The sequence below is a fragment of the Chryseobacterium sp. 14P4.3.2 genome, from assembly GCF_057799275.1.
The window spans coordinates 1-19,542 of record NZ_JBYOKO010000025.1; the positions used below are offsets into that span (position 1 = coordinate 1).

Consider the following 19,542-nt stretch of genomic DNA (forward strand, 5'->3'; position numbering starts at 1 on the left):
ATTAAACACTACAATTCCTGAAAATTATAAGCATTTTTTAATGGACTATAGTAATGGAGGCAATTTTCTCTCTTCTACTCTTAGTTTAGATGGATTTAGAAGGCACTTGACCCGTGATCCCAAAGCAAATTCAAGGCAACCTTTTTCTCTTGTAACACCAAATCTGTATGAAAGACCAGAAAACTCTCTAGATAATTATTTCTTTATTGGCGGTTATCAATGGGACGGTTCTCTTTTATACATCGATAAGGACACTAATATTGTTCATTGCTGTGCGGTTGATGATGCAACCTCTAAAGTTCAATGGAGTTCTTTTGAAGAAATGTTACTATCTGAATTAAAACGTTTGTATAGATTATTTGATGATAAAGGAAAAGAAATTGATGAGGATGCTTCAACACTTCCATACTAAGTAGAGTATAAAAATTATGGTAAATTTAAGGGGCACAGTAATAACAACCAGATTTGTGTTAGAAAATAATTCAGCAATTGTTTCTGTTTTTAAGGATGCTGATGGAGAATGGCAATTTTTTGGGAATGAAGAAAATATTTCTGAAGAAGATGCTAGGGTTATTAGTTTAGATGAGATTTTACAGATTGATCCAACCTTAAAAGAATTATTAGGAATTGATAATGGAAGTCATGCCTATAGAGAAGATGATAGAGATAATTGGAAGGTCAAAAAGTATGATGAGTAGTATCAAATAACCAGAAGTAAATTTTAAAGGAAGTTATTTAAACAATACTATTTGTTTTATTAACCAATTTGCCAAGTGGGGTTTCTAATCCAACTTGGCTTTTTATTCAATATTGTCTTGTTCATGTCAACTCAATCTCCCAAAACTACAGGTATTCCACCCAGGGACAGGAAAAACAGGAGGATACCAAGTGGAGCTCTTTTAAATGGCGAAATTATGATCCTGCAATAGGAAGGTTTTTCAATATAGATCTGCTTAGTGAAAAATATGCTTATCAGTCGCATTACAATTTCTCAGAAAACAGAGTGGTTGATGGTAGAGAGCTGGAAGGATTAGAATGGGGGTCAACAAAAATATTTCTTGTTGCTCCGCCTGCTGGATCAACTGTATATGGTGCAGGTGTTACTGAAGAAGCGAAAACCAATGCCATTAATAATTATAATGGCATATCCAAGATTGTTAATAGCAATATAAACATAACAACGCGATTTGTGTTAGAAAATAATTCAACAATTGTTTCTGTATTTAAATATGATGGTTATGATTAGCAAAATGTATAAATTTGAAAATTCGCTGCAGGTGTGTAACGGCTGATACTAACAAAAAAAAGTAAAATATGGGATGTTTAGGTGTACTTTTTTCGCTTGACGAAAAAATAGCTTTAAAACTAAAATCTTTTAAGTCTGACGAAGACAGGTTAGAATTCCTGCAAGAAGATATTGAAGAAGAATTTATGGAAAATGAACCTGAAAGATTTGCAGAGGTTGATCAATCTTGGGACGGATTACATAGAAGTTTAACAGATGGGAAACTTGAGTGGGACAATGGAACTTTTCCACTTAATCATGTCATTTTGGGTGGACAAAAAATTTATCATAAAAATGATTATATTATGTCTTTAAAAACACCAGAACAGGTCGTAGAAATAGCCAAAGCTATCGAAAAAGTCTCTATAAAAGATTTAAAAGAGGGATACGGTCAAATTAAATCTGACGATAAAGAGTATGCGGAATTCTTAAGTGAAGATGATTTTGAATATACATGGACATGGTTTAAAAACTCTGTGAAATTTTGGAAAAATGCAGCATCTGAAGGACGTTTTGTGTTATTTACAGCTGATCAGTAAAAAGACAATGAAAAAGAAATGTCTTATAGTTAACAAGTTTAGCAATAGATAACAAAATCTCAAAAACGATGAAGTAAAAGATCCGGGGATATTTTAAAAATTTTATTTTATGAAACTACCACATGAACTAGAGGATAAATATGTAAAAGAAGTTCTCTATAACCATTCCCTAGAAAACCTTCCTGGTGAACAATGGAAGGCGATTGAAGGTTTTGAGAATTATGAAATATCCAATTATGGAAGGTTAAAGAGCCTGAGTCGTCTTTCTCATATATCATTAGGAGTAGAACATTGGGTTTCCGAAAAAATCCGAAAGTTGCGTTTTACCAGACAGTATAATAAATATCTTAAAGAGTATGTTTATAATGTTCACTGTGGATTATCTCTGGAAGGTCATAAGTATACAAGATCTGTTGCTCGCTTGGTGTACTATCACTTTGTAGAAAAATTTGATGTCGAGGATCGTTCTTTTGTGATTTCATGTAAGGATAATAACGTATTTAATAAACATAGCAGCAATTTAGAGAAAATTTCAGTCAAAGAGAAACGTCTTACTATCTTTCGCAAGAACCGATCAAGAAACGTACATATTGATTATATGAAGCCTGTCAGTCAATATACTGTAGAAGGAGAATTTATCGCTAGTTTTGAAAGTATATATGCTGTAGAAGAAAAATTAGGTATTGCTTGCGAAAGCATTATGGATGTTATCAATAAAAATATCCTAACCTCAGGAACATTTCGATGGTTTTTGCGAAATAATCCTCCCAAAAAAGAGGATTTTTACATGGTCAAAATGTCAGATACCTTAAATGGTTCACTTAATAAGTATCTTTGGGAAAAGCTAGGTAAGCCCATAATCGACAAGGGTAATCCTCCTTCCTGTTTTAACTTGTCAGTTAAAGATCTTCCCGGAGAGTACTGGGCTCCAGTTCCCATTTCCGGTTTTGAATCTCGATTTGTCTTATCTAATAAGGGTAGGATAAAAAGATTAAGTGGTTGGATTTCAAAAGGACGAATTATGTTTTTGCAGGAAAAAATATTATCCCAAAAACTGATTATTAATAATGAAAAAACGTATTCTCTATCATGTACATTAAGTAATGAAGGAAAATATGTTCGGGTTGTAATGAGTAAATTGCTCTATTGTTGTTTTGTAGAAAAATTTGATTTATCAGACAGAAATTTGATGGTGGTCAATGAAAGTGATCCTTTATGGGATATTGATATTTCAAAACTCTCGCTGCACCCGGCTAATTATGTGCTGAAGGAAAAATATAGAAATTATGATAGACCTGGTTCTTAGCGCAGATATAAAAAATGAACCCCGACTGCTTGGTGAGGATGATAATTTCAAAAATGAAAAACAGAAAGGCAGAAAAATTACTTTGGAACAAGTGAAAGAACTACAAGAGGATATTCAATCAGCTATATTGAATTTTTAAATCTAAAATAAAAACAATATGAAATCTAAAAATAGAAAAGTTGTTAATGAGGTTGTTTAAACTTTTAATTAGTCTTAAGGAAAACACCAAAAAGTGCAGATTCTTCTGGGATTTCCCATCGAAATCATTTGACCACGATTGTCGCAAAGGAAAATTATATTGCTGGTTTTCGCCGATTTTCTGCTTTGATATCCTGTTGATTCTCCGTACATTCTACATCGGGTTTGGCTTGCGTCAAGCTGAGTACAGGACATCTCCAAAATCCTCTTGTTACGATTCAAAAGATGAATCCAAATATTCCTGAAGCTGCCATCCTTGCTCCATTTATTAAAAAAATAATACACATTTTGCCAGCTTATTTTTTCTTTCCCGAAATAGTCCTTTAACGAAATTTCCCGCCATTGGCAACCAGTTTTCAGCCGTTTTATAATGGTCTGAATTATTTTTACCAAGTCAAACTTCGTAGAAAATCCTCTTTTCCCTTTGCTTAAATGGGGTAAAATCCATTTCTCTATTTTATCTTTGCTGATGAGTTTCAGATTATTAGTCTTTTAAATTGCAATCCAAAATTGCTGATTTTCTCGGAACTTTTTTTTCAAAATAAGTTTAAACAACTTCAATTTATAGAATAAGAAAATGAATAAAATAGCAGGTATCTTTTTGCTGCTCGGCACAGCTTGTTTCGGGCAGCAAAATCAGGAAATAGAAAAGCCTGTCCGCAATCTCTTTCTCGCGATGAAAAATGCAGATCCTGAATTATTGAAATCTGTTTTCACAGAAAATGCAATTCTTCAAACAGTCGCAAAAGACGGAAGTGTAAAAAGTGATCATATACAGGATTTTATCACATCTATTTCTAAATTTTCAAAGGGTGATCTGGATGAAAGAATTACGATAGAAGCCATTCATACAGATGGGATTCTGGCAAGCATATTTACACCCTATTCCTTTTATTTAAAAGAAAAATTTTTACATTGCGGAGCCAACAGCTTTCAATTGGTAAAGCAAAATAATGAATGGAAGATTCAATATATTATTGATACACGAAGAAAAGATCAATGTAAAGACATTAAATAATTAAACCAATACGTAAGACATGAAAATGAAGATCCATCATATAGCTATTATCTGCTCAGACTATGAAGTATCAAAAAAGTTTTATACAGAAATTTTAGATCTGAATATTATTCGGGAAGTATATCGGGAAGAAAGGCAGTCTTATAAACTTGATCTGGCTATCGGAGATCATTATGTGATTGAATTATTCTCGTTTCCAGATCCTCCTCAGCGACCTTCACGCCCGGAAGCTTGTGGTTTAAGACATCTTGCCTTTTCTGTAGAAAATGTTACAGAAAAGCGAAATGAATTGATAGAAAAAGGGGTAAGCTGTGAGGAAATACGTATAGATGAATTCACGGGAAAAGAATTTTTCTTTACCGCAGATCCGGATCAGCTCCCACTGGAGTTTTATGAAATGTAAAAATTAATGAGCGTAACCCGCAAAGAAACTTCCCGCCATAATAGCAAGGACAATTGAAGAAATGACTACATATACGTAGTCTTTTTCTTTTAAATAGCCTATTAAAGCAAAAACAATTCTCATCAGCGGAGTAAAGATCAGCAGAAGTATTCCCAGCTGGATAATAGCCATTCCTTCACCCTTACACAAAGAATTCCAGAAGTGTGCCCATACCTGTTCTGAAGAACTGCCTATGTCCAGCGAAGTGTACTTTTTAGGCATTTCAAAACCTTCCAGAAATAATTTGATAAAACCGATCAATGATGTGGCTACGGATAAAATAACACCCAGTCTCAGAAGATTTCCTACCGAACGGTTAAGATCTACGTCTGTAAAATTCTTTTTCATTATCTGAAACTTTTGTTGATACCGTTATACATCATATAAATGGACAAAAGAGTGATCACAATGGCAAAAAATACTTTTAATTTCTTCGTTTTCGAAACCATCAGCGTTTTTGAACCTATGAAACTTCCTATCACCACCCCGATTAATACAGGCGCTACAATTACGGGGATGATTTCACCTCTCTGGAAATAGATTAATGCACTTGCTACAGCAGTTACTCCAATCATAAAATTACTTGTTGTAGTAGATACTTTAAAAGGCAGCTTCATCATATTGTCCATTGCCAATACTTTCAAGGCCCCGGAACCTATTCCTAAAAGCCCGGACATTGCTCCGGCAAACATCATCATCAAAAATCCAGGAACTGTATTTCTTGCGGAATAGTTTTTCAAAATTCCTTTATCGGGAAATGTCCCGTAAAGTTTGAGCTTTTCTTCGATGCTTCCTTTTATTAAAGGTTCCTGATGATCGGGTTTTCCTTTAAGATTTAAAACAACTGTCAAAAGGAGAATGCTCGCAAAAATGATCCCAATTGTATTGGGATTAAGCATTCCTGAAACTAAGGCACCCATAACAGCACCTGTTGTGGTGGCTATTTCGAGAAACATTCCGATCCTCATATTGGTAAAGCCTTCTTTCACAAATGCCACAGCTGCACCGGAAGAAGTTCCGATTACAGAAATAAGCGAAGCACCGATTGCATAGTGCATTGGAACGCCGAAACCCAGCGTTAATAAAGGAATGATAATAACTCCTCCTCCTAACCCCGTCAGTGAGCCTAAAAGGCCGGCGGAAATAGCACCAAGGAAGAGTATGATAATTTCTGACATACTACAAATAATGTTACAAATATAAAATTATTGTGTTAGTCTGCCAAACATTTGAAAAAGATAAATTTAACGTATTTTTGTATGCATGAAAAATGAGGTCAAATTATTTTATGTCATCCTTGGGGCAACCCCTGCAGGAAGAAACATTGAACAGCACGATGTATTTTTCGGAATTGCTGAAAATCTAAAGGATTTGGTGCCTGATATGAAGGATTTCTGGAAGGAAGCGGAAGGAAAGATCCATATTGACTGCCATCAGGAAGTGAAATTTGCAGACGGATACGAAGTGAAAATTGTGGAGAAAGGAGAAAAATCATCTGAAGAACAGTTGTATTTCCTGAATCTGGGAGGGTACAAGCCAGGTTTTTTTGAAGAATTTCATGAACAGCATTTAATGGTGGGACAATCCATGGGAGAAATCGTGAAAAGAGCAAGAGGTACAGAATTCTACCAGACTATGGGATTTGAAGGTGCCGTAAGTCATATTGATGACAAACATGGAGTAGACATTGATGATATTTTCAATGTAAATGATATTCTTCCTGCAAGTATGAAAGAAAAATATTCCATTGTTCTTACAAAATCTGATGTAGAAAATCAGGAAAACACAATAGGACTGGGATATTTAAAAATAGATAAAGTTCAGTAAAAGTAAAAGTAAATCTAATAAAAATAAAAAATGAAAATAGGAATTCTGGGAGGCGGACAGCTGGGAAGAATGCTGATACAGAGTGCATTAAAGTATGATGATGAGTTTTATACTCTGGACCCGTCTGCTGATGCTCCATGTCATAATATCTCGTATTTTACACAGGGAAATTTCAATGATTATGAAACAGTTTTGAACTTTGGAAAGGATAAAGATGTTGTCACTATTGAAATAGAACACGTAAATGCGGATGCTTTGGCCGAGCTTGAAAAACAGGGAATAAGAGTTGTTCCCAATGCCGGTATTATCAAAACGATTCAGCAGAAGATCCTTCAGAAAGAATTTTATAAAACTCATGATATCCCAAGTCCGGAATTTCAGGTAGTATGGAGCAGTGAGGAAAAGATCATCATGTCTTTACCATTTGTACAGAAAATGAATACAGGCGGTTATGACGGAAAAGGGGTACAGGTCATCAAAACTGAAGAAGATTATCAGCACTTATGGAAGGAAGCTTCAGTGATTGAAAGTCTTGTAGACATAGATAAAGAACTTTCTGTTATCGTTGCCAGAAACGGAAAAGGGGAAACCAATACTTTTCCGGTAACGGAAATGGTTGCCGATCCAAAACTGAATCTGTTGGATTTCAATGTATGCCCGGTTATTCTGACAGAAGATGTTCAGCAGCAAATAGATATCATTACTGAAAAGTTTTTAAACGCTGTCAATTCTCCAGGCCTTTTTGCTATTGAATTGTTCCTTGATAAAGAAGGGAAAATATGGGTGAACGAGACCGCTCCAAGACTTCACAATTCAGGACATCAGAGCCAGGAAGGAAATACCAACTCACAGTTTGAGCAGATGTACCGTGTGGTGAAAGATTTACCTTTAGCAGATACGGATGCTATTACTTACAGCGGAATGCTGAATTTGGTAGGTGCAGAAGGATATTCAGGAAAAGTAGTCTACGAAGGAATGGAAGAGGTTCTGAAGTTGCCTGAAACCTATATTCATTTGTATGGGAAAACAGAAACTAAACCAGGAAGAAAGATGGGGCACATCAACGTTTTGGCAGATTGCCGTGAAGAATTGATGGAAAAGCTTGTGATGGTGAAAGGAATGGTGAGAGTGATTTCTGAGTAGACATTTTGAAAAATATAAAAAAGCTGTAGTTATTTCTACAGCTTTTTTTGTTACAATTTTTCTCCTTTTTCAATAGTGTCTTTTTTGTAATTGTATTTCATATATATTCCCAAGGCGGGAGAATATACACTAAATTCATCTAGTTTGGTTAAGGGTGCATACAATTTAAAAGTACAGATATCTGTCGCGGAAATAAACGGAGTAGTTCTCAAATGACTGTGAGTTGACATTGTAACTGTACCTCCATTTTCCATTGACGTCATAGTAGGAATTAATCTTGAATGAAATTTTTGATTTGAAATAATATCACCTTTTGAATCTGAAATGAATAAATAATCATTGCCAAATGGAATTATTCCAGATTGTGAGGTACCTGGAATCAGGTATACTTTGTAGTTTTCGTTGAAAGGAATAATAACCAAATTTAAATTATATCCCTGAGGTACAGTTATGCCGTATTGTGGATTGGATAATTGCGGAATAATTGTGGCACGAATGTTTTTTAATTTTTTTTCGGTCTCATTAAGTTCTCTTTGTACAAGAATTTCTTTTGAAGTCTTCGTTTGATTATTTTTAAAAGAATACTCGGCTAGAATAGATGTTTGATCCTTATTTAGAAAAACTGTTTTTGTAGTATCTGATACTTTGTAGGTTAAGTAAATACCTGTGTTTCCATTTATTTTTTTGTTTTTAGCCATCAAGTCACCGGCTTGCCATGAGGCTTTTTCATAGGAAAACAGCGTATTTCCTTCTACTTTGATTGAATCTAGTTTCTTTTGAATTTCCTGATCAGAGTATTTCAAATCCTGTGCGGAAATAATGACTGATACGAAAATAAAAAGAAATTTGAGAGCTTGTTTCATGAGTTATTTTTTTGCCAAAATACAAAATTGATATTTAAAATTAAAGATTAATAATAGAGTGAGTTTGTTTATTATTGGTATCACTTAATTTGTAAAATTGGCAAAGAGTTTTTTTGTAACACAACGGTCTCATTAGCAGGAACCTTTAACCCATCCATCTCTATTTATTTAAAAATTTTCTGAATTACATTTCCGATCTCCACAAAATCCCCATGATTTCCTACAGAACGGATTTCCGGACTGTTTTTATCATATTCAGAGAAAGGGAAGATCAGAAGATAATTATTATCATTCAGATTTCTGTTCAGAAGCTCAGGGATCAGTCTCATTCTTGGAATATAGGACTGCATACCACGTTTCGCCATGAAAATGATCAGGGCTTCATCTTCTTTCAGCTGGGCTGCAGTTCTTTCCCCATCCTGCCATGTATTCATAATGATGAATTCTGCTTCTATGTTGGCTTTTTTAATGATTTTCTGAAGGATGTCCAAAATATTTTCAGGAGCATAAAAAACAAGGGTAGCCCCGGAGTTTCTGGCAATGTTCCAGACTCTCAGCAGGGCATGGAAGAATCCTGCTTCTTTATGGGCATTCTCAGGAATCATCACTGCATACCGTTTGATGGTTGAAAGAGGCTGGGCTGCATGATATACCAATACATTCACATCATCATTCTGAAGATATCCGTTATAGAGATTATAAACAAATGACGGCGAGAACCCTTTTTCACCTTCCAGCCCGATAATAAGATCTGTAATTTTCTGTTCTTTAATTACATTATTTACCCCATTGATGACATCATTATCATACCTTTTAAGGGCCTGTAATTTAATATCAGCAGCAGCAGCAGTATCTGTAGCCTGATGAAGAAGTTTTTCTGCATTTTTTACTGAAGATTCATTTTTGTCTTCGTTGATGACATTTAAAGCAAACATATCTTCTGTATTGGAATGGGCTTTTATTAAAATACCAAGATTGACCATTCTTTCAACCGTTTTTTCATGATTGATCGCTAAAAGAATACTTTCTTCTTCGTGGCTAACCCCTGAAACCGTATCTTCATTGTCGCTTTCTGCAATTTTCTGGGCACTGGCCATTGAAATAAAAGATGAAATGGTACATGAAACCAAAATCAGTAAAATACTTCCGTTCAGAACGTGTTCATTCAGTAATCTTACAGGTTCTCCTGTTTCGGTTTCAGAAAGAATAATATTGTAACCTACCATTACGGAAGCTAATGTTGCTGCGGCCGAAGCAGAACTTAATCCGAAAATAAGTTTTCCTTCTTCCTTAGTCAATCTGAAAGTTTTCTGGGTAGCTACTGCCGAAAGATATTTTCCGCCGATAGAAGCTGCCATCATAATTCCGGCTACTTCCAGAGTTTCCCAGCTTTTAAAAAATACTTTAAAGTCAATCAGCATTCCCACACTGATCAGGAAGAACGGAATAAAGATGGCATTTCCTACGAACTCCACACGGTTCATCAAAGAAGAGGTATGGGGAATAAGTCTGTTTAATGCCAACCCTGCAAAGAATGCCCCGATAATAGCTTCCACACCTGCAAGTTCAGCAAGCATTGCTGCAAGGTAAATCATCACCAGTACAAAAATATATTGAGATATCTTATCATCTACTCTTTTGAAAAACCAACGTCCTATAATAGGGAATACAATTAATACGATCAGTGCAAACACTATAAAAGAAACAGATAATGTAACCCAAAATTCTGTTCCTACGTCTCCCTGAGACATTCCGACAATTACAGCAAGTACCAATAAGGCCAGAATATCGGTAATCATTGTACCTCCTACAGTGATGTTTACTGCTTTGTTTTTTGCAATTCCCAGTTTACTGATTAATGGATAAGCGATGAGGGTATGGGAAGAAAAAAGACTGGCAAACAGGATCGATGTTAACATTGAAAAATGAAGAAGATAATAACCTCCCAGATATCCCAGTACAAAAGGGACAGTAAAGGTATAGATACCAAAGGTGAGACTCTTCCATTTATTTTTTTTGAAGTCACCCATATCAATCTCCAGCCCTGCGAGAAACATGATGTAGAGGAGTCCGGTAGTTCCTGTCACTACGATGCTGCTGTCTCTGGACAGTACATTGAAGCCATTAGGGCCAATGACCGCTCCGGCAATGATAAGCCCCAAAAGGTGCGGAACTTTGATTTTATTTAGAAGCAAAGGTGCAGCAAGGATGATGATCAGCACCAACAGGAATTTCAGTACCGGATCTTCAATAGGAAGACTCAGATTGTGTATACTCAGTAAAATCATAGGTGTTTTATTTTGTGGAACGTACTAATTCAACAGAGAACTTGGCAGTACAGCCATCAGATGTGATTGTTCTTATTCCCTTGATCTTATTGTCAGAAATATCATTCAGAAGAACGTTCATCTCTACATTTTTTTTAGCAGTGGAATCTGTTTTGAAAGAAAGTCTGATTTCGTTGTTTTCAAATTTGCCGGCGTAAAGCCTTACGAGGTTGTTATTATTGATGATTTTCGCAATAGGCTGGGTAGAATCGTTATCGAATTCCCACAGATCTGTCCGTTGGTCACCTATAGCATAATCACTGCAGTTGGATTCTGTACAGATCACTTTTCCATTCCAGTCTCCTGAAATTTCTGCCGGCCAGGCTGCAATTACTACTGAATCCTTTTTTGCGTAAATACTGTCTCTCATTTTTAAAAGGGACTGGTATTCGGATTCTTTTTTCGCGAATATTTTTTCTTTCTCTAATAATTGTTTCTCTCTGTCTGTCAGATTTTTCTCTTTTTCTTTGTAATCACAGCTTATCAGAAGAAAAGAAGCTGCCAGCAATAAAAAGAATGTGTTTTTCAGCATATTGGTAAAGTTGGAGTATCCAATATAAGGAAAATGAATGGAATTTAAAAATAAATTCATCTGATTACCGTTATTTATAGATCTATTTCAGGAGGTAATACAGCATCCATTAAACCGATTTTTTCTATTCTATTTTCTGCCTTTTGAACATTTCGGGCTTATAATTAATAATAAATACCCCGCAGATAATAAAGACTGCTGCAAGAATAAACTTAAAAGAGATTTGCTCATCCATAATTAACCATCCTAAAAATATAGCAATGATGGTATTGATATAGGCCATAATAGAAACCTGTACGGGAGAGATCTTGGTTAAAGCATAGTGGAATGCAAAAAAGGCGGCTACGGAACCAAAAACAGAAAGATACACCATAGCAGAAATACTTTTTATAGTCCAGTTTCCGAAGTTATAATCTTTGGAAAATAAAAATGCAAGGATGATCTGAACAATTCCTGCAAAGAGAAACTGATAAAACAGATTCAGTGTGATATTTCCGCTTTGGATATTTAATTTTTTCGTGAAAATAGTTCCGGAAGCCCATCCTGTGATAGCACAAAGCAGAAAAATCATTCCCATTCTGTAATCAGGATTGGCAAGGTCTTTAAGACCGTCCCAGAAAATAAAAATAACTCCGCTAAAGCACAAAAGAACTCCCGTAAGAGCCCGAAAGCTGAATTTCTGTAACCCAATTGCTACACTTCCCAGAAACACCAAAATAGGAGAGCATGCACTGATCAGCGAGGCCAGACTGCTGGACACGGTTTCTTCAGCTACGGTAGTCATCCCATTGGCAACAACCAGCATCAGGGAAGAAAAAATAATCTGATAGCCTAGGCTTTTCCAGCCAATCCATTTGAATTCTTTTCTTGAAAGAAGGACAAAAAGCATAATAACAGAAGCCAGAAACTGACGGATTCCCGCTACGAACCATGCCGGGATGGTTTCCACAGCCACTCGTATGGCCAAAAAGGTAGTGCCCCAAACAATGGCAACGGTAAGAACTGCGAAAATAAGTTTATAATCTTTCAAGGTGAATAAAGTATAACAAACAAAAATAGCAGTTTTCACATGAAAAGAAAGGGTACAGTTGTTTCAATTTTTGATGATACAGATAGAAACCGACTTTTAAAGAATAATGAGAGCTGGCATTTATCTTCAGGTTTCCCGGCCTCGATTTAATTTTTTATCTTTGAACATCTAATAAAAATTGAAGATGGTAGGAATTATTATGGGCAGTCAGAGTGATCTGCCAATTATGGAACAGGCTGCAAATTTTCTTAAAAGTATGGACATTCCATATGAATTGACCGTAGTTTCAGCACACAGAACGCCGGAAAGGATGTTCGATTATGCAAAGACTGCTAAAGAAAGAGGTCTGAAAGTAATCATTGCGGGAGCTGGAGGAGCTGCACATCTTCCTGGGATGGTAGCAAGCTGTACTACGCTTCCTGTGATCGGAGTTCCGATTTTATCCAGTAATTCCATAGACGGATGGGATTCTGTATTATCCATTCTTCAGATGCCGGGTGGAATTCCTGTAGCAACAGTAGCTTTGAACGGAGCTTTGAACGCCGGTATTCTGGCTGCAAAGATTTTAGGAAGTGCAGATGCTCAGGTGGCTGAAAACCTTCAGAAATATCAGGATTCCCTTAAAGATAAAGTATTGGGAACTGTAGATGATATTAAAGCACAGCATCCTAATCATTTTGATAAATAATTTACTTGTAAGTTAAAATAAAAGCCTCGCTTTCCGGCGAGGCTTCTTTGTTTTATTTTTTAATGAATTTTGAAGAGATTGTTTTCTCTTTCAGAATCAGCTGCAAAATGTAATTTCCTTTTGGTAAAGACCCTACATTAATCATGTCCTTATTAGGATTTCCTTCCATTATAAGCCTTCCGCCTGCATCATAAATTTTATACCCCTTAATATCCTCTAATCCTTCAATATGAATATCATCCACTGCGGGATTGGGATAGAGTAAAAGTTTTTTTCTGAATTTTACGTCTGATGAAGCCAGTAAGCAGTTTCCTACAGTATCACCCGACATCATCCAACCTTTATTGGAAAGAATATTTCTTTTATCTATTACATTGGAAGCATAGGTCAAAGAAGTTACATCATCTAAGTGAATGTTATTGACAGTATTAGGATTGTCTGCCCATCCTGCCAGTGTTTTACTAAAGTTTTCACAATCTATTCCTGTCTCTGTGAAAGCCTGGATGCCGTCATTAAGGGTAGCCAGATTCCAGTTGGCAAGTGATTGATTAAAGCTCGGAGTCGTCTTGAGGATTTGATCTATTCTGGTAACATTGGTCATATCCCAATTTTCTAAAGACTGATTAAAGGATGTACAACCATGGAGAGCATGAGCCATAATGGTAACCTTGGAAGTATTCCAATTGCTTAATGACTGATTGAAAACAGGAATGAAATGGAACATAAAACGAATATCTTCAAGACTTGAAGTGTCCCATTTATCCATAGGTTGATTGTAGCTTGAACAAAGAGCAAACATCCATTTCATATCAGTTACTTTCGAAACGTTCCAGTTGTTCAATGTTTGGTTAAAGAGTCCTCTTCCTGCAAACATAAAGGAGAGATCAGTTGCTGATGACATGTTCCAACTATTAAAATAAGGTGGATTGAACTGATCAGGAAGTGAGTTAATGATGGTATCAAATAGAATAGCAAACGTATACCTGAAATTCTTAATTCTGGAAGTATCCCAGTTTTGCATGGAGCTGGCTCCTGTAAAGCTTTTTGTACCGTAAAACATATAAGAGGCATCTTCAACATTACTGAGATTGGGAGTATCTGTAGCAGTGATCTGAATGAGTTTACATTGGGTGAAGGCACTGTTCATCGTTGTCCAGGCAATGTTTCCCCATTGTTCTATTTCCAGGATCTTATCAGCGCTTCCGTTAATCTGCCAGACCGGGAAAATCTCATCCGGCAGTGGAATTTCCTGTACATCTCCAAATTTTATTTGTTTAAAAACTCCATTTCCGTTACTTACTTTTACTCTGTATTTGACATCATTTCCATCTTTGAGTGATGTGCCAAAATCAATAAAAACCTGCTTTGTAGATGTTACATTGGTAAGGCTGCCATTGTGTTGCGGAAAATCTACCTCTTCCCAGTAAATATCGTAGTTATCGCCAATTCCTGGAAACCATATTTGTTGAGAATTTGCCTGATAGGGAGCACTTACATTTATAGGCTGCATCACGGTAGAAGCGGGCTGCCAGATCGTGATAAATTCATCCTGGGCTTTCACTATAAATACCAGTAAAATAAAAAAGCTGGCCAACATTTTTTTTAATATCATATGGGGAGTTTATCGTTAATTTTTAATGAATTTTGAAGAGATTGTTTTTTCTTTCATGATAAGTTGTATCATATAATTTCCTTTTGGCAGCGAGCTTACATTAATTATGTCTCTGTTAGGATTTCCTTCTTTTACCAGCCTTCCACTTGCATCATAAATTTTATAATTCTTAATGTCACTTAATCCTTCAATGTGAATATCATCCACTGCCGGATTAGGGTAAAGCAGAGGTTTCTTATTCAACTTCCAATCTGATGAAGCCAATAAACAGCTTCCGACTGTATCACCATCTATTATCCAGCCTTTGTTGATAAGGATATTTCTTTTATCTATTACGTTTGATGCATATTTAAACCCGGTTACCACCCCTAGTGGAACATTGTTTGCCGTATTGGGATTGTCTGCCCATCCCAAAAGTGTTTTGCTGTAATTTTCACAATTAATGGCTGTCATATTTAAAGCAGAAGAAGCTTCGGTAAGAGAAGCTAAGTTCCATTTTCCTAGCGGCTGGTTAAAACTTGAAGCACCGGTAAGGATCTGATCTATCTTGGTTACCTTAGTTGTATCCCAGTTTTCCAAAGGCTGATTAAAGGTCGTACAGCCATGAAAGATATGGGCCATATTAGTAACATTGGACGTATTCCAATTGAGAGGCTGATTGAAAACCGGAATCATGTGAAACATAAAATGCATATCCTCAAGATTGGAAGTATCCCAATTGTCCAGACGCTGATTGAAGCTTAGGCATTGGCCAAACATCCAGCTCATGTCGGTTACTTTGGAAACGTTCCAGTTATTAAGAGTTTGGTTAAAAACGGTCCTTCCTCCAAACATATAGCTGAGGTTGGTAGCCGAAGATATATTCCAGCTGTCCAAATAAGGAGGATTAAAAAGATCTGTTAATGTGGATGGTGCAGGATCAAATAAAAGGGAAAACATAAAACTGAAATTCTGGATTCTTGAGGTATCCCAGTTTTGCATGGAAGCAGCACCGTTAAAGCTGTTAGTACCAAAAAACATGAAAGAAGCATCTTCAACGTTCTCAAGTTTGGGAACATCAGTTGCTGTAAGCACCATAAGTTTACATAGGCTGAAGGCACTGTTCATCGTAGTCCATGAGATATTACCCCATTGCTCTATTTCTAACAATTTATCAGCACTTCCATTGACCTGCCATATAGGAATGAGTTGTTCAGGAGCAACAAACAGCTGAGGAGATCCGAATTTTATTTGCTTGAAAGTTCCGCTGCCGTTAGTAACCTTTACTCTGTATTTGACATCATTTCCATCTTTGATGGATGTACCAAAATCAATAAGAACCTGCTTTGTAGAAGTTACATTGGTAAGGCTGCCATTGTGCTGGGGAAAATCTACCTCTTCCCAGTAAATATCGTAGTTATCGCCAATTCCTGGAAACCATATTTGTTGAGCATTGGCCTGATATGGGGCGCCTACATTTAACGTGGGTAGTACAGTAGAGCCTGGTTTCCATATGGTTATAAATTCATCCTGAGCTTTCACAATGAAAACCAAAAGAAGAAAAATGAACGTTGGGATTTTTTTAAAAATCATGTTTATTGTTTTATGGTATTAGTTTTATGGCTATTTTCTGATGAAAGGCAAGGAGTGAATTTTATTCTTTGTGATAATCTGTAGAATATAATTTCCCGGCGTCAGAAATCTCACAGGAATTTCATCATTTTTCAAAGGGTCTTTTGTTACCGTTCTTCCACTCATGTCTGTGATTTTATAATGGGTAGCCTCCGGCATATTTTTCAGCATAATAATATCTTTTACAGGATTTGGGTAAATGCTGGCTTTGTTTCTTGTATCAGCTTCAGAAATTGAAAGATTGCATGAAGCATTATAAGTATCCCCAGAGATAGTCCATCCTTTACTATTAATTAAATTATTTCTTGCTGAAACAGCCGCAGTGTTAGAATAAATTAAAGGATAAGCGCTTGATATATTAATATTATTAGGTGTTACAGCGTTTTGGCTCCATTCTGCAAGTGTTTTGTCATAATTTTGGCAGCTCATTGAAGAATTCAGAAACATATTAGTGGCTGTTACCAGGGACCTTAGATCCCATCTTCCAATATTTTGATTAAAAAGTGTATCATGGAATATTTCATTCATATTGGTCACTTTACTGGTATCCCAGCCTTTAAGATCCTGATTAAAATTACGGGCTTCATGGAACATATGTTCCATGGTGATAACTTTTGAAGTATTCCATCCGCTAAGAGGCTGGTTAAATGCAGTGTTGTCAAACATATATGACATATCTGTTACGTTGGATGTGTTCCAGTTTCCCAGGGGCTGATTAAAGAGGTTCGTATCACCAAACATGTAATACATGTCTGTAACGGTTGAGGTATTCCATGTGTTGAAAGAAGTATTCCCCACCAATGTTGAGCATAGATAAAACATCTGACGCATACTGGTCACCAGCCGGAGGTCCGGAGCATCAGTAGCTGTCATATCCATTGAATCACAATATACAAAGGCATTGTCAAAGCTTTTCCATTTTATATTTCCCCATTGTGTAATTTGGATGATTTTTGAACGGTGTGGACCATTGTAATTGGGGATTATGGTATTGTCAAAGAATCTCACCTGATCAAAACTTCCGTTTCCGTCACTTATTTTGATTCTATAAGTGGCTTGAGCCGGACTGGGGTTTAAAGGAGTGCCAAGGTTGATGATAAACTCTACTGTTGAGGTTACATTATTCATCATTCCGTTGTGCTGGGGATATCCGATTTCTTCCCAATATACCTGGAAATTCGTTCCTCTTCCCGGAAATTGAATTTGTTGGGTGTCCTGTGGTTTCCAAATGGTGATAAACTCATTTTGAGCTTTTGTTATCTGAAATAACAGGATAAAAAAAATACATGGTAAAAGTTTTTTGTACATATCATTTAGATGTGATATAAATATAACTAAAATAAATAAAATTTAGTATATTTTTAACCGAAATAACCTTGTATTAAGAATTTTATAAACAAAAAACACTCCATGTATGGAGTGTTTTTTATCTTAATCCTGCATCATATTGTCGCGGGTATTTTTCTGGACAGCAATGGCTCCGAAGAGTGCTAATAGAAAAGCAAAAGCATAGAATCCCTTTTCGCTCGGAAGTATAGTGGCATTCCAAAGCCCGATGGCCAGTAGTACAATTGAAGATAATGTTGCAAACCAGCAGATTCCATAATAAATATCTGTCACCTGAATGTTCTCTAATTTGTCACGGACAGCTTTTTGAAGAGAGACAACTGCAAATAAACCATACAAAAGGATGGTGAAATAATACCCCTTTTCGTTCAAAAGCATTTCAGCTCTCGCAAGGCCAACAATAAATCCAATCATTCCTGCTCCTAATGCTACCCACGATGCCGCGATGAATGCATTCGATACTTTTTGTTTTTTCATGTTAATGTTTTATTTAAAGGGGCTAAGATATTCATTTTTTCTAAATAGAATCTGTAATAGAACTGAGATATGGGTAAAATACGGTAGATCTGTATTTATTGATTTTTAAATTTTGACTAAAGCCAATGGATTCTATTGAGTGGTAAAACGGGCTAAAGCCCGTTCCTGTTGAATAGGAGTGGGGAGTGAAAGAAATTACTCTCATTCATTTCCATTGTCCATTATTCAATTATCGATTAATTAAAATTATCTCATTATAGCCCCGATAGCAGCGGTTACCCCGGAACAGGAGGCAGAAAGAGTAGGGGACAGTGTGCTGGAAAGCTAAGGCGTGAGGAGTATGAGCGGATAGCGGGATCAGCTTCTGAAAAAAAAACTCCCCATGACTGGAGAGAGTTTGATGTTATTGGGTAGTATATTCGTAGGTATGCAGAACGGAAAGCTTGCCGTCACTACCTATTCCTGTGGCTTTAACGGGGAGCCCGGCAGTATTGTATTCTAAAGTATAAGTAGTGGTTTCACCGGCTGTCCAAGTTGTACCGGTTTTTGTACTGCTTTTATCTATTATATAATTGTTCTTACTGATGACATCCGGGCTGCCCATTACAATTCGCAGGTACTTATTGGTGTTGGTGTGAGGATTCAGCTTATTGTCATAGGAATATTCTTCTTTATAAACATAGCTGGGAGATCCTGGCGTTGAGATAATTTCTGTTGAAACATTTTCTCCGGAATAAGTATAGGAAGTACCCGGATCAGTACAATTGGCGGACATACAGTTGGTAATATTAGTAAGCTGGCCATTTGCGGCATAGGTGTAATTTGTGGTTCGTGACAGCGAATTGGCATAAGTCTGCTGAGTCTTATCCAATAAAGCTCCCTTGTAATAAAAGACAGAAGAATAGGATAGTTCTTGTTTATTATTATAGAAATTGGCTTTTACCGGCTTCCCGTCGATATATTCAAAAGTCGTTGCTAATCCTTTGTGCAGGATTTTTATAAGTTCTCCTTTATTATTGTATTCGAATGTTTGATCAACGGTTTCAGGTTGAGAAGGATTATCATAATAAACGGTGGTGAACTTGCTGAGTAAAAGTTTTTTTTCAGGTTCAATGTTGGTTTCGTCATTACCGCTGCTACAGCTGGAAAAAGATATAACAGTGCCTATAAGTCCCAGAAATAAGTAGTTTTTCATGTCTTTTTTTAGGCTGCAAAAATAAGAAATAGCAGAGCGGTTTGAAATAAAAAAATCCCACTATTTAGCAATAGTGGGATCATATCATAAGATTGTTTAAGT

At 36.2% G+C, this 19,542-nt stretch carries 23 protein-coding genes; 11 read left to right on the top strand and 12 right to left on the bottom strand.

What is annotated here, in order from left to right:
- The 6 genes from AC27VX_RS22520 to AC27VX_RS22545 form a co-directional block, all read left to right on the top strand.
- The coding region (locus AC27VX_RS22520; RefSeq protein ID WP_488698132.1) for an SMI1/KNR4 family protein at nt 1–412 on the top strand (412 nt) is incomplete at its 5' end.
- 16 nt (nt 413–428) lie between these two features.
- Nucleotides 429–698 (top strand): hypothetical protein, encoded by a 270-nt coding sequence (locus tag AC27VX_RS22525; protein ID WP_236855462.1) that lies wholly within the window; start codon nt 429–431, stop codon nt 696–698.
- Nucleotides 699–766: 68 nt separating this feature from the next.
- Nucleotides 767–1,246, top strand: a complete 480-nt coding sequence (locus AC27VX_RS22530) for an RHS repeat-associated core domain-containing protein (protein WP_488698134.1) — start codon at nt 767–769, stop codon at nt 1,244–1,246.
- Between the two features lie 68 nt (nt 1,247–1,314).
- Nucleotides 1,315–1,824, top strand: a complete 510-nt coding sequence (locus AC27VX_RS22535) for a YfbM family protein (RefSeq protein WP_488698135.1) — start codon at nt 1,315–1,317, stop codon at nt 1,822–1,824.
- A 109-nt stretch (nt 1,825–1,933) separates the two neighbouring features.
- Nucleotides 1,934–3,130, top strand: coding sequence for an NUMOD4 domain-containing protein (locus AC27VX_RS22540; RefSeq protein WP_300685881.1), 1,197 nt, complete (start codon nt 1,934–1,936; stop codon nt 3,128–3,130).
- The gene (locus AC27VX_RS22545) at nt 3,111–3,269 is read left to right on the top strand and encodes a hypothetical protein (protein WP_488698137.1); all 159 of its coding nucleotides are present in this window, start codon (nt 3,111–3,113) and stop codon (nt 3,267–3,269) included. The genes AC27VX_RS22540 and AC27VX_RS22545 overlap by 20 nt, the downstream gene beginning before the upstream one ends.
- A 74-nt stretch (nt 3,270–3,343) precedes the next feature.
- Here the strand turns inward: AC27VX_RS22545 and AC27VX_RS22550 are convergent, their stop codons facing one another.
- Nucleotides 3,344–3,808, bottom strand: a complete 465-nt coding sequence (locus tag AC27VX_RS22550; RefSeq protein WP_488698166.1) for a transposase — start codon at nt 3,806–3,808, stop codon at nt 3,344–3,346.
- A 97-nt stretch (nt 3,809–3,905) separates the two neighbouring features.
- On the opposite strand from AC27VX_RS22550, the gene AC27VX_RS22555 reads away from it, so the two are divergent.
- Nucleotides 3,906–4,346 carry a nuclear transport factor 2 family protein gene (locus AC27VX_RS22555; protein ID WP_488698139.1) on the top strand — a complete coding sequence of 147 codons (441 nt, stop codon included), beginning with the start codon at nt 3,906–3,908 and terminating at the stop codon, nt 4,344–4,346.
- A 25-nt stretch (nt 4,347–4,371) separates the two neighbouring features.
- Entirely contained in the window at nt 4,372–4,749 is a 378-nt protein-coding gene (gloA2, locus tag AC27VX_RS22560; RefSeq protein ID WP_236859514.1) for an SMU1112c/YaeR family gloxylase I-like metalloprotein, read from the top strand.
- A gap of 3 nt (nt 4,750–4,752) precedes the next feature.
- Here gloA2 and AC27VX_RS22565 read toward each other — a convergent pair whose 3' ends face one another.
- Together AC27VX_RS22565 and AC27VX_RS22570 are read right to left on the bottom strand one after the other, a co-directional pair.
- A complete protein-coding gene (locus tag AC27VX_RS22565; RefSeq protein WP_236855452.1) occupies nt 4,753–5,136 on the bottom strand; it encodes a DUF1634 domain-containing protein in 384 nt (127 codons plus the stop codon).
- Nucleotides 5,136–5,966, bottom strand: a complete 831-nt coding sequence (locus tag AC27VX_RS22570; protein WP_236855451.1) for a sulfite exporter TauE/SafE family protein — start codon at nt 5,964–5,966, stop codon at nt 5,136–5,138. Before AC27VX_RS22570 ends, AC27VX_RS22565 begins: the two co-directional genes overlap by 1 nt.
- Nucleotides 5,967–6,051: 85 nt before the next feature.
- On the opposite strand from AC27VX_RS22570, the gene AC27VX_RS22575 reads away from it, so the two are divergent.
- Nucleotides 6,052–6,615 (top strand): DUF1543 domain-containing protein, encoded by a 564-nt coding sequence (locus AC27VX_RS22575; RefSeq protein WP_236855450.1) that lies wholly within the window; start codon nt 6,052–6,054, stop codon nt 6,613–6,615.
- Nucleotides 6,616–6,645: 30 nt separating this feature from the next.
- Entirely contained in the window at nt 6,646–7,758 is a 1,113-nt protein-coding gene (locus AC27VX_RS22580; protein WP_488698142.1) for a 5-(carboxyamino)imidazole ribonucleotide synthase, read from the top strand.
- A gap of 50 nt (nt 7,759–7,808) precedes the next feature.
- On the opposite strand, the gene AC27VX_RS22585 is transcribed toward AC27VX_RS22580, so the two are convergent.
- The 4 genes from AC27VX_RS22585 to AC27VX_RS22600 form a co-directional block, all read right to left on the bottom strand.
- Nucleotides 7,809–8,621, bottom strand: a complete 813-nt coding sequence (locus tag AC27VX_RS22585) for a hypothetical protein (RefSeq protein WP_236855448.1) — start codon at nt 8,619–8,621, stop codon at nt 7,809–7,811.
- 164 nt (nt 8,622–8,785) lie between these two features.
- Nucleotides 8,786–10,909 carry a cation:proton antiporter gene (locus tag AC27VX_RS22590; RefSeq protein ID WP_236855447.1) on the bottom strand — a complete coding sequence of 708 codons (2,124 nt, stop codon included), beginning with the start codon at nt 10,907–10,909 and terminating at the stop codon, nt 8,786–8,788.
- Nucleotides 10,910–10,916: 7 nt separating this feature from the next.
- Entirely contained in the window at nt 10,917–11,540 is a 624-nt protein-coding gene (locus AC27VX_RS22595; protein WP_488698144.1) for a hypothetical protein, read from the bottom strand.
- A 64-nt stretch (nt 11,541–11,604) separates the two neighbouring features.
- Nucleotides 11,605–12,510 (bottom strand): DMT family transporter, encoded by a 906-nt coding sequence (locus AC27VX_RS22600; protein WP_488698146.1) that lies wholly within the window; start codon nt 12,508–12,510, stop codon nt 11,605–11,607.
- 184 nt (nt 12,511–12,694) lie between these two features.
- Between AC27VX_RS22600 and purE the strand changes: the two genes are divergently transcribed.
- On the top strand, nt 12,695–13,198 hold the full coding sequence (gene purE / locus AC27VX_RS22605) for a 5-(carboxyamino)imidazole ribonucleotide mutase (protein WP_488698148.1): 504 nt from the start codon (nt 12,695–12,697) through the stop codon (nt 13,196–13,198).
- A gap of 52 nt (nt 13,199–13,250) precedes the next feature.
- On the opposite strand, the gene AC27VX_RS22610 is transcribed toward purE, so the two are convergent.
- The 5 genes from AC27VX_RS22610 to AC27VX_RS22630 all read right to left on the bottom strand — a co-directional run bounded on the left by AC27VX_RS22610 (nt 13,251) and on the right by AC27VX_RS22630 (nt 19,440).
- The gene (locus tag AC27VX_RS22610; RefSeq protein WP_488698150.1) at nt 13,251–14,810 is read right to left on the bottom strand and encodes a BspA family leucine-rich repeat surface protein; all 1,560 of its coding nucleotides are present in this window, start codon (nt 14,808–14,810) and stop codon (nt 13,251–13,253) included.
- Between the two features lie 15 nt (nt 14,811–14,825).
- Nucleotides 14,826–16,382 (bottom strand): BspA family leucine-rich repeat surface protein, encoded by a 1,557-nt coding sequence (locus AC27VX_RS22615; RefSeq protein WP_488698152.1) that lies wholly within the window; start codon nt 16,380–16,382, stop codon nt 14,826–14,828.
- A gap of 30 nt (nt 16,383–16,412) precedes the next feature.
- Entirely contained in the window at nt 16,413–17,729 is a 1,317-nt protein-coding gene (locus AC27VX_RS22620; protein WP_300691318.1) for a BspA family leucine-rich repeat surface protein, read from the bottom strand.
- Nucleotides 17,730–17,852: 123 nt separating this feature from the next.
- Nucleotides 17,853–18,245, bottom strand: a complete 393-nt coding sequence (gene yiaA, locus AC27VX_RS22625) for an inner membrane protein YiaA (RefSeq protein WP_236855440.1) — start codon at nt 18,243–18,245, stop codon at nt 17,853–17,855.
- 403 nt (nt 18,246–18,648) lie between these two features.
- Nucleotides 18,649–19,440: a hypothetical protein gene (locus AC27VX_RS22630; protein WP_488698154.1), complete on the bottom strand. Its 792-nt coding sequence runs from the start codon at nt 19,438–19,440 to the stop codon at nt 18,649–18,651.
- Nucleotides 19,441–19,542 lie beyond the last annotated feature (102 nt).

Excerpts from the sequence above, each read along its gene's own strand:
- yiaA (WP_236855440.1), bottom strand. The coding sequence starts at position 18,245 with ATGAAAAAACAAAAAGTATCGAATGCATTCATCGCGGCATCGTGGGTA.
- AC27VX_RS22535 (WP_488698135.1), top strand. The coding sequence starts at position 1,315 with ATGGGATGTTTAGGTGTACTTTTTTCGCTTGACGAAAAAATAGCTTTA.
- purE (WP_488698148.1), top strand. The coding sequence starts at position 12,695 with ATGGTAGGAATTATTATGGGCAGTCAGAGTGATCTGCCAATTATGGAA.
- AC27VX_RS22570 (WP_236855451.1), bottom strand. The coding sequence starts at position 5,966 with ATGTCAGAAATTATCATACTCTTCCTTGGTGCTATTTCCGCCGGCCTT.
- AC27VX_RS22555 (WP_488698139.1), top strand. The coding sequence starts at position 3,906 with ATGAATAAAATAGCAGGTATCTTTTTGCTGCTCGGCACAGCTTGTTTC.
- AC27VX_RS22630 (WP_488698154.1), bottom strand. The coding sequence starts at position 19,440 with ATGAAAAACTACTTATTTCTGGGACTTATAGGCACTGTTATATCTTTT.
- AC27VX_RS22580 (WP_488698142.1), top strand. The coding sequence starts at position 6,646 with ATGAAAATAGGAATTCTGGGAGGCGGACAGCTGGGAAGAATGCTGATA.
- AC27VX_RS22525 (WP_236855462.1), top strand. The coding sequence starts at position 429 with ATGGTAAATTTAAGGGGCACAGTAATAACAACCAGATTTGTGTTAGAA.
- AC27VX_RS22595 (WP_488698144.1), bottom strand. The coding sequence starts at position 11,540 with ATGAATTTATTTTTAAATTCCATTCATTTTCCTTATATTGGATACTCC.
- gloA2 (WP_236859514.1), top strand. The coding sequence starts at position 4,372 with ATGAAGATCCATCATATAGCTATTATCTGCTCAGACTATGAAGTATCA.
- AC27VX_RS22620 (WP_300691318.1), bottom strand. The coding sequence starts at position 17,729 with ATGTACAAAAAACTTTTACCATGTATTTTTTTTATCCTGTTATTTCAG.
- AC27VX_RS22615 (WP_488698152.1), bottom strand. The coding sequence starts at position 16,382 with ATGATTTTTAAAAAAATCCCAACGTTCATTTTTCTTCTTTTGGTTTTC.
- AC27VX_RS22575 (WP_236855450.1), top strand. The coding sequence starts at position 6,052 with ATGAAAAATGAGGTCAAATTATTTTATGTCATCCTTGGGGCAACCCCT.
- AC27VX_RS22540 (WP_300685881.1), top strand. The coding sequence starts at position 1,934 with ATGAAACTACCACATGAACTAGAGGATAAATATGTAAAAGAAGTTCTC.
- AC27VX_RS22590 (WP_236855447.1), bottom strand. The coding sequence starts at position 10,909 with ATGATTTTACTGAGTATACACAATCTGAGTCTTCCTATTGAAGATCCG.
- AC27VX_RS22610 (WP_488698150.1), bottom strand. The coding sequence starts at position 14,810 with ATGATATTAAAAAAAATGTTGGCCAGCTTTTTTATTTTACTGGTATTT.
- AC27VX_RS22565 (WP_236855452.1), bottom strand. The coding sequence starts at position 5,136 with ATGAAAAAGAATTTTACAGACGTAGATCTTAACCGTTCGGTAGGAAAT.
- AC27VX_RS22585 (WP_236855448.1), bottom strand. The coding sequence starts at position 8,621 with ATGAAACAAGCTCTCAAATTTCTTTTTATTTTCGTATCAGTCATTATT.
- AC27VX_RS22545 (WP_488698137.1), top strand. The coding sequence starts at position 3,111 with ATGATAGACCTGGTTCTTAGCGCAGATATAAAAAATGAACCCCGACTG.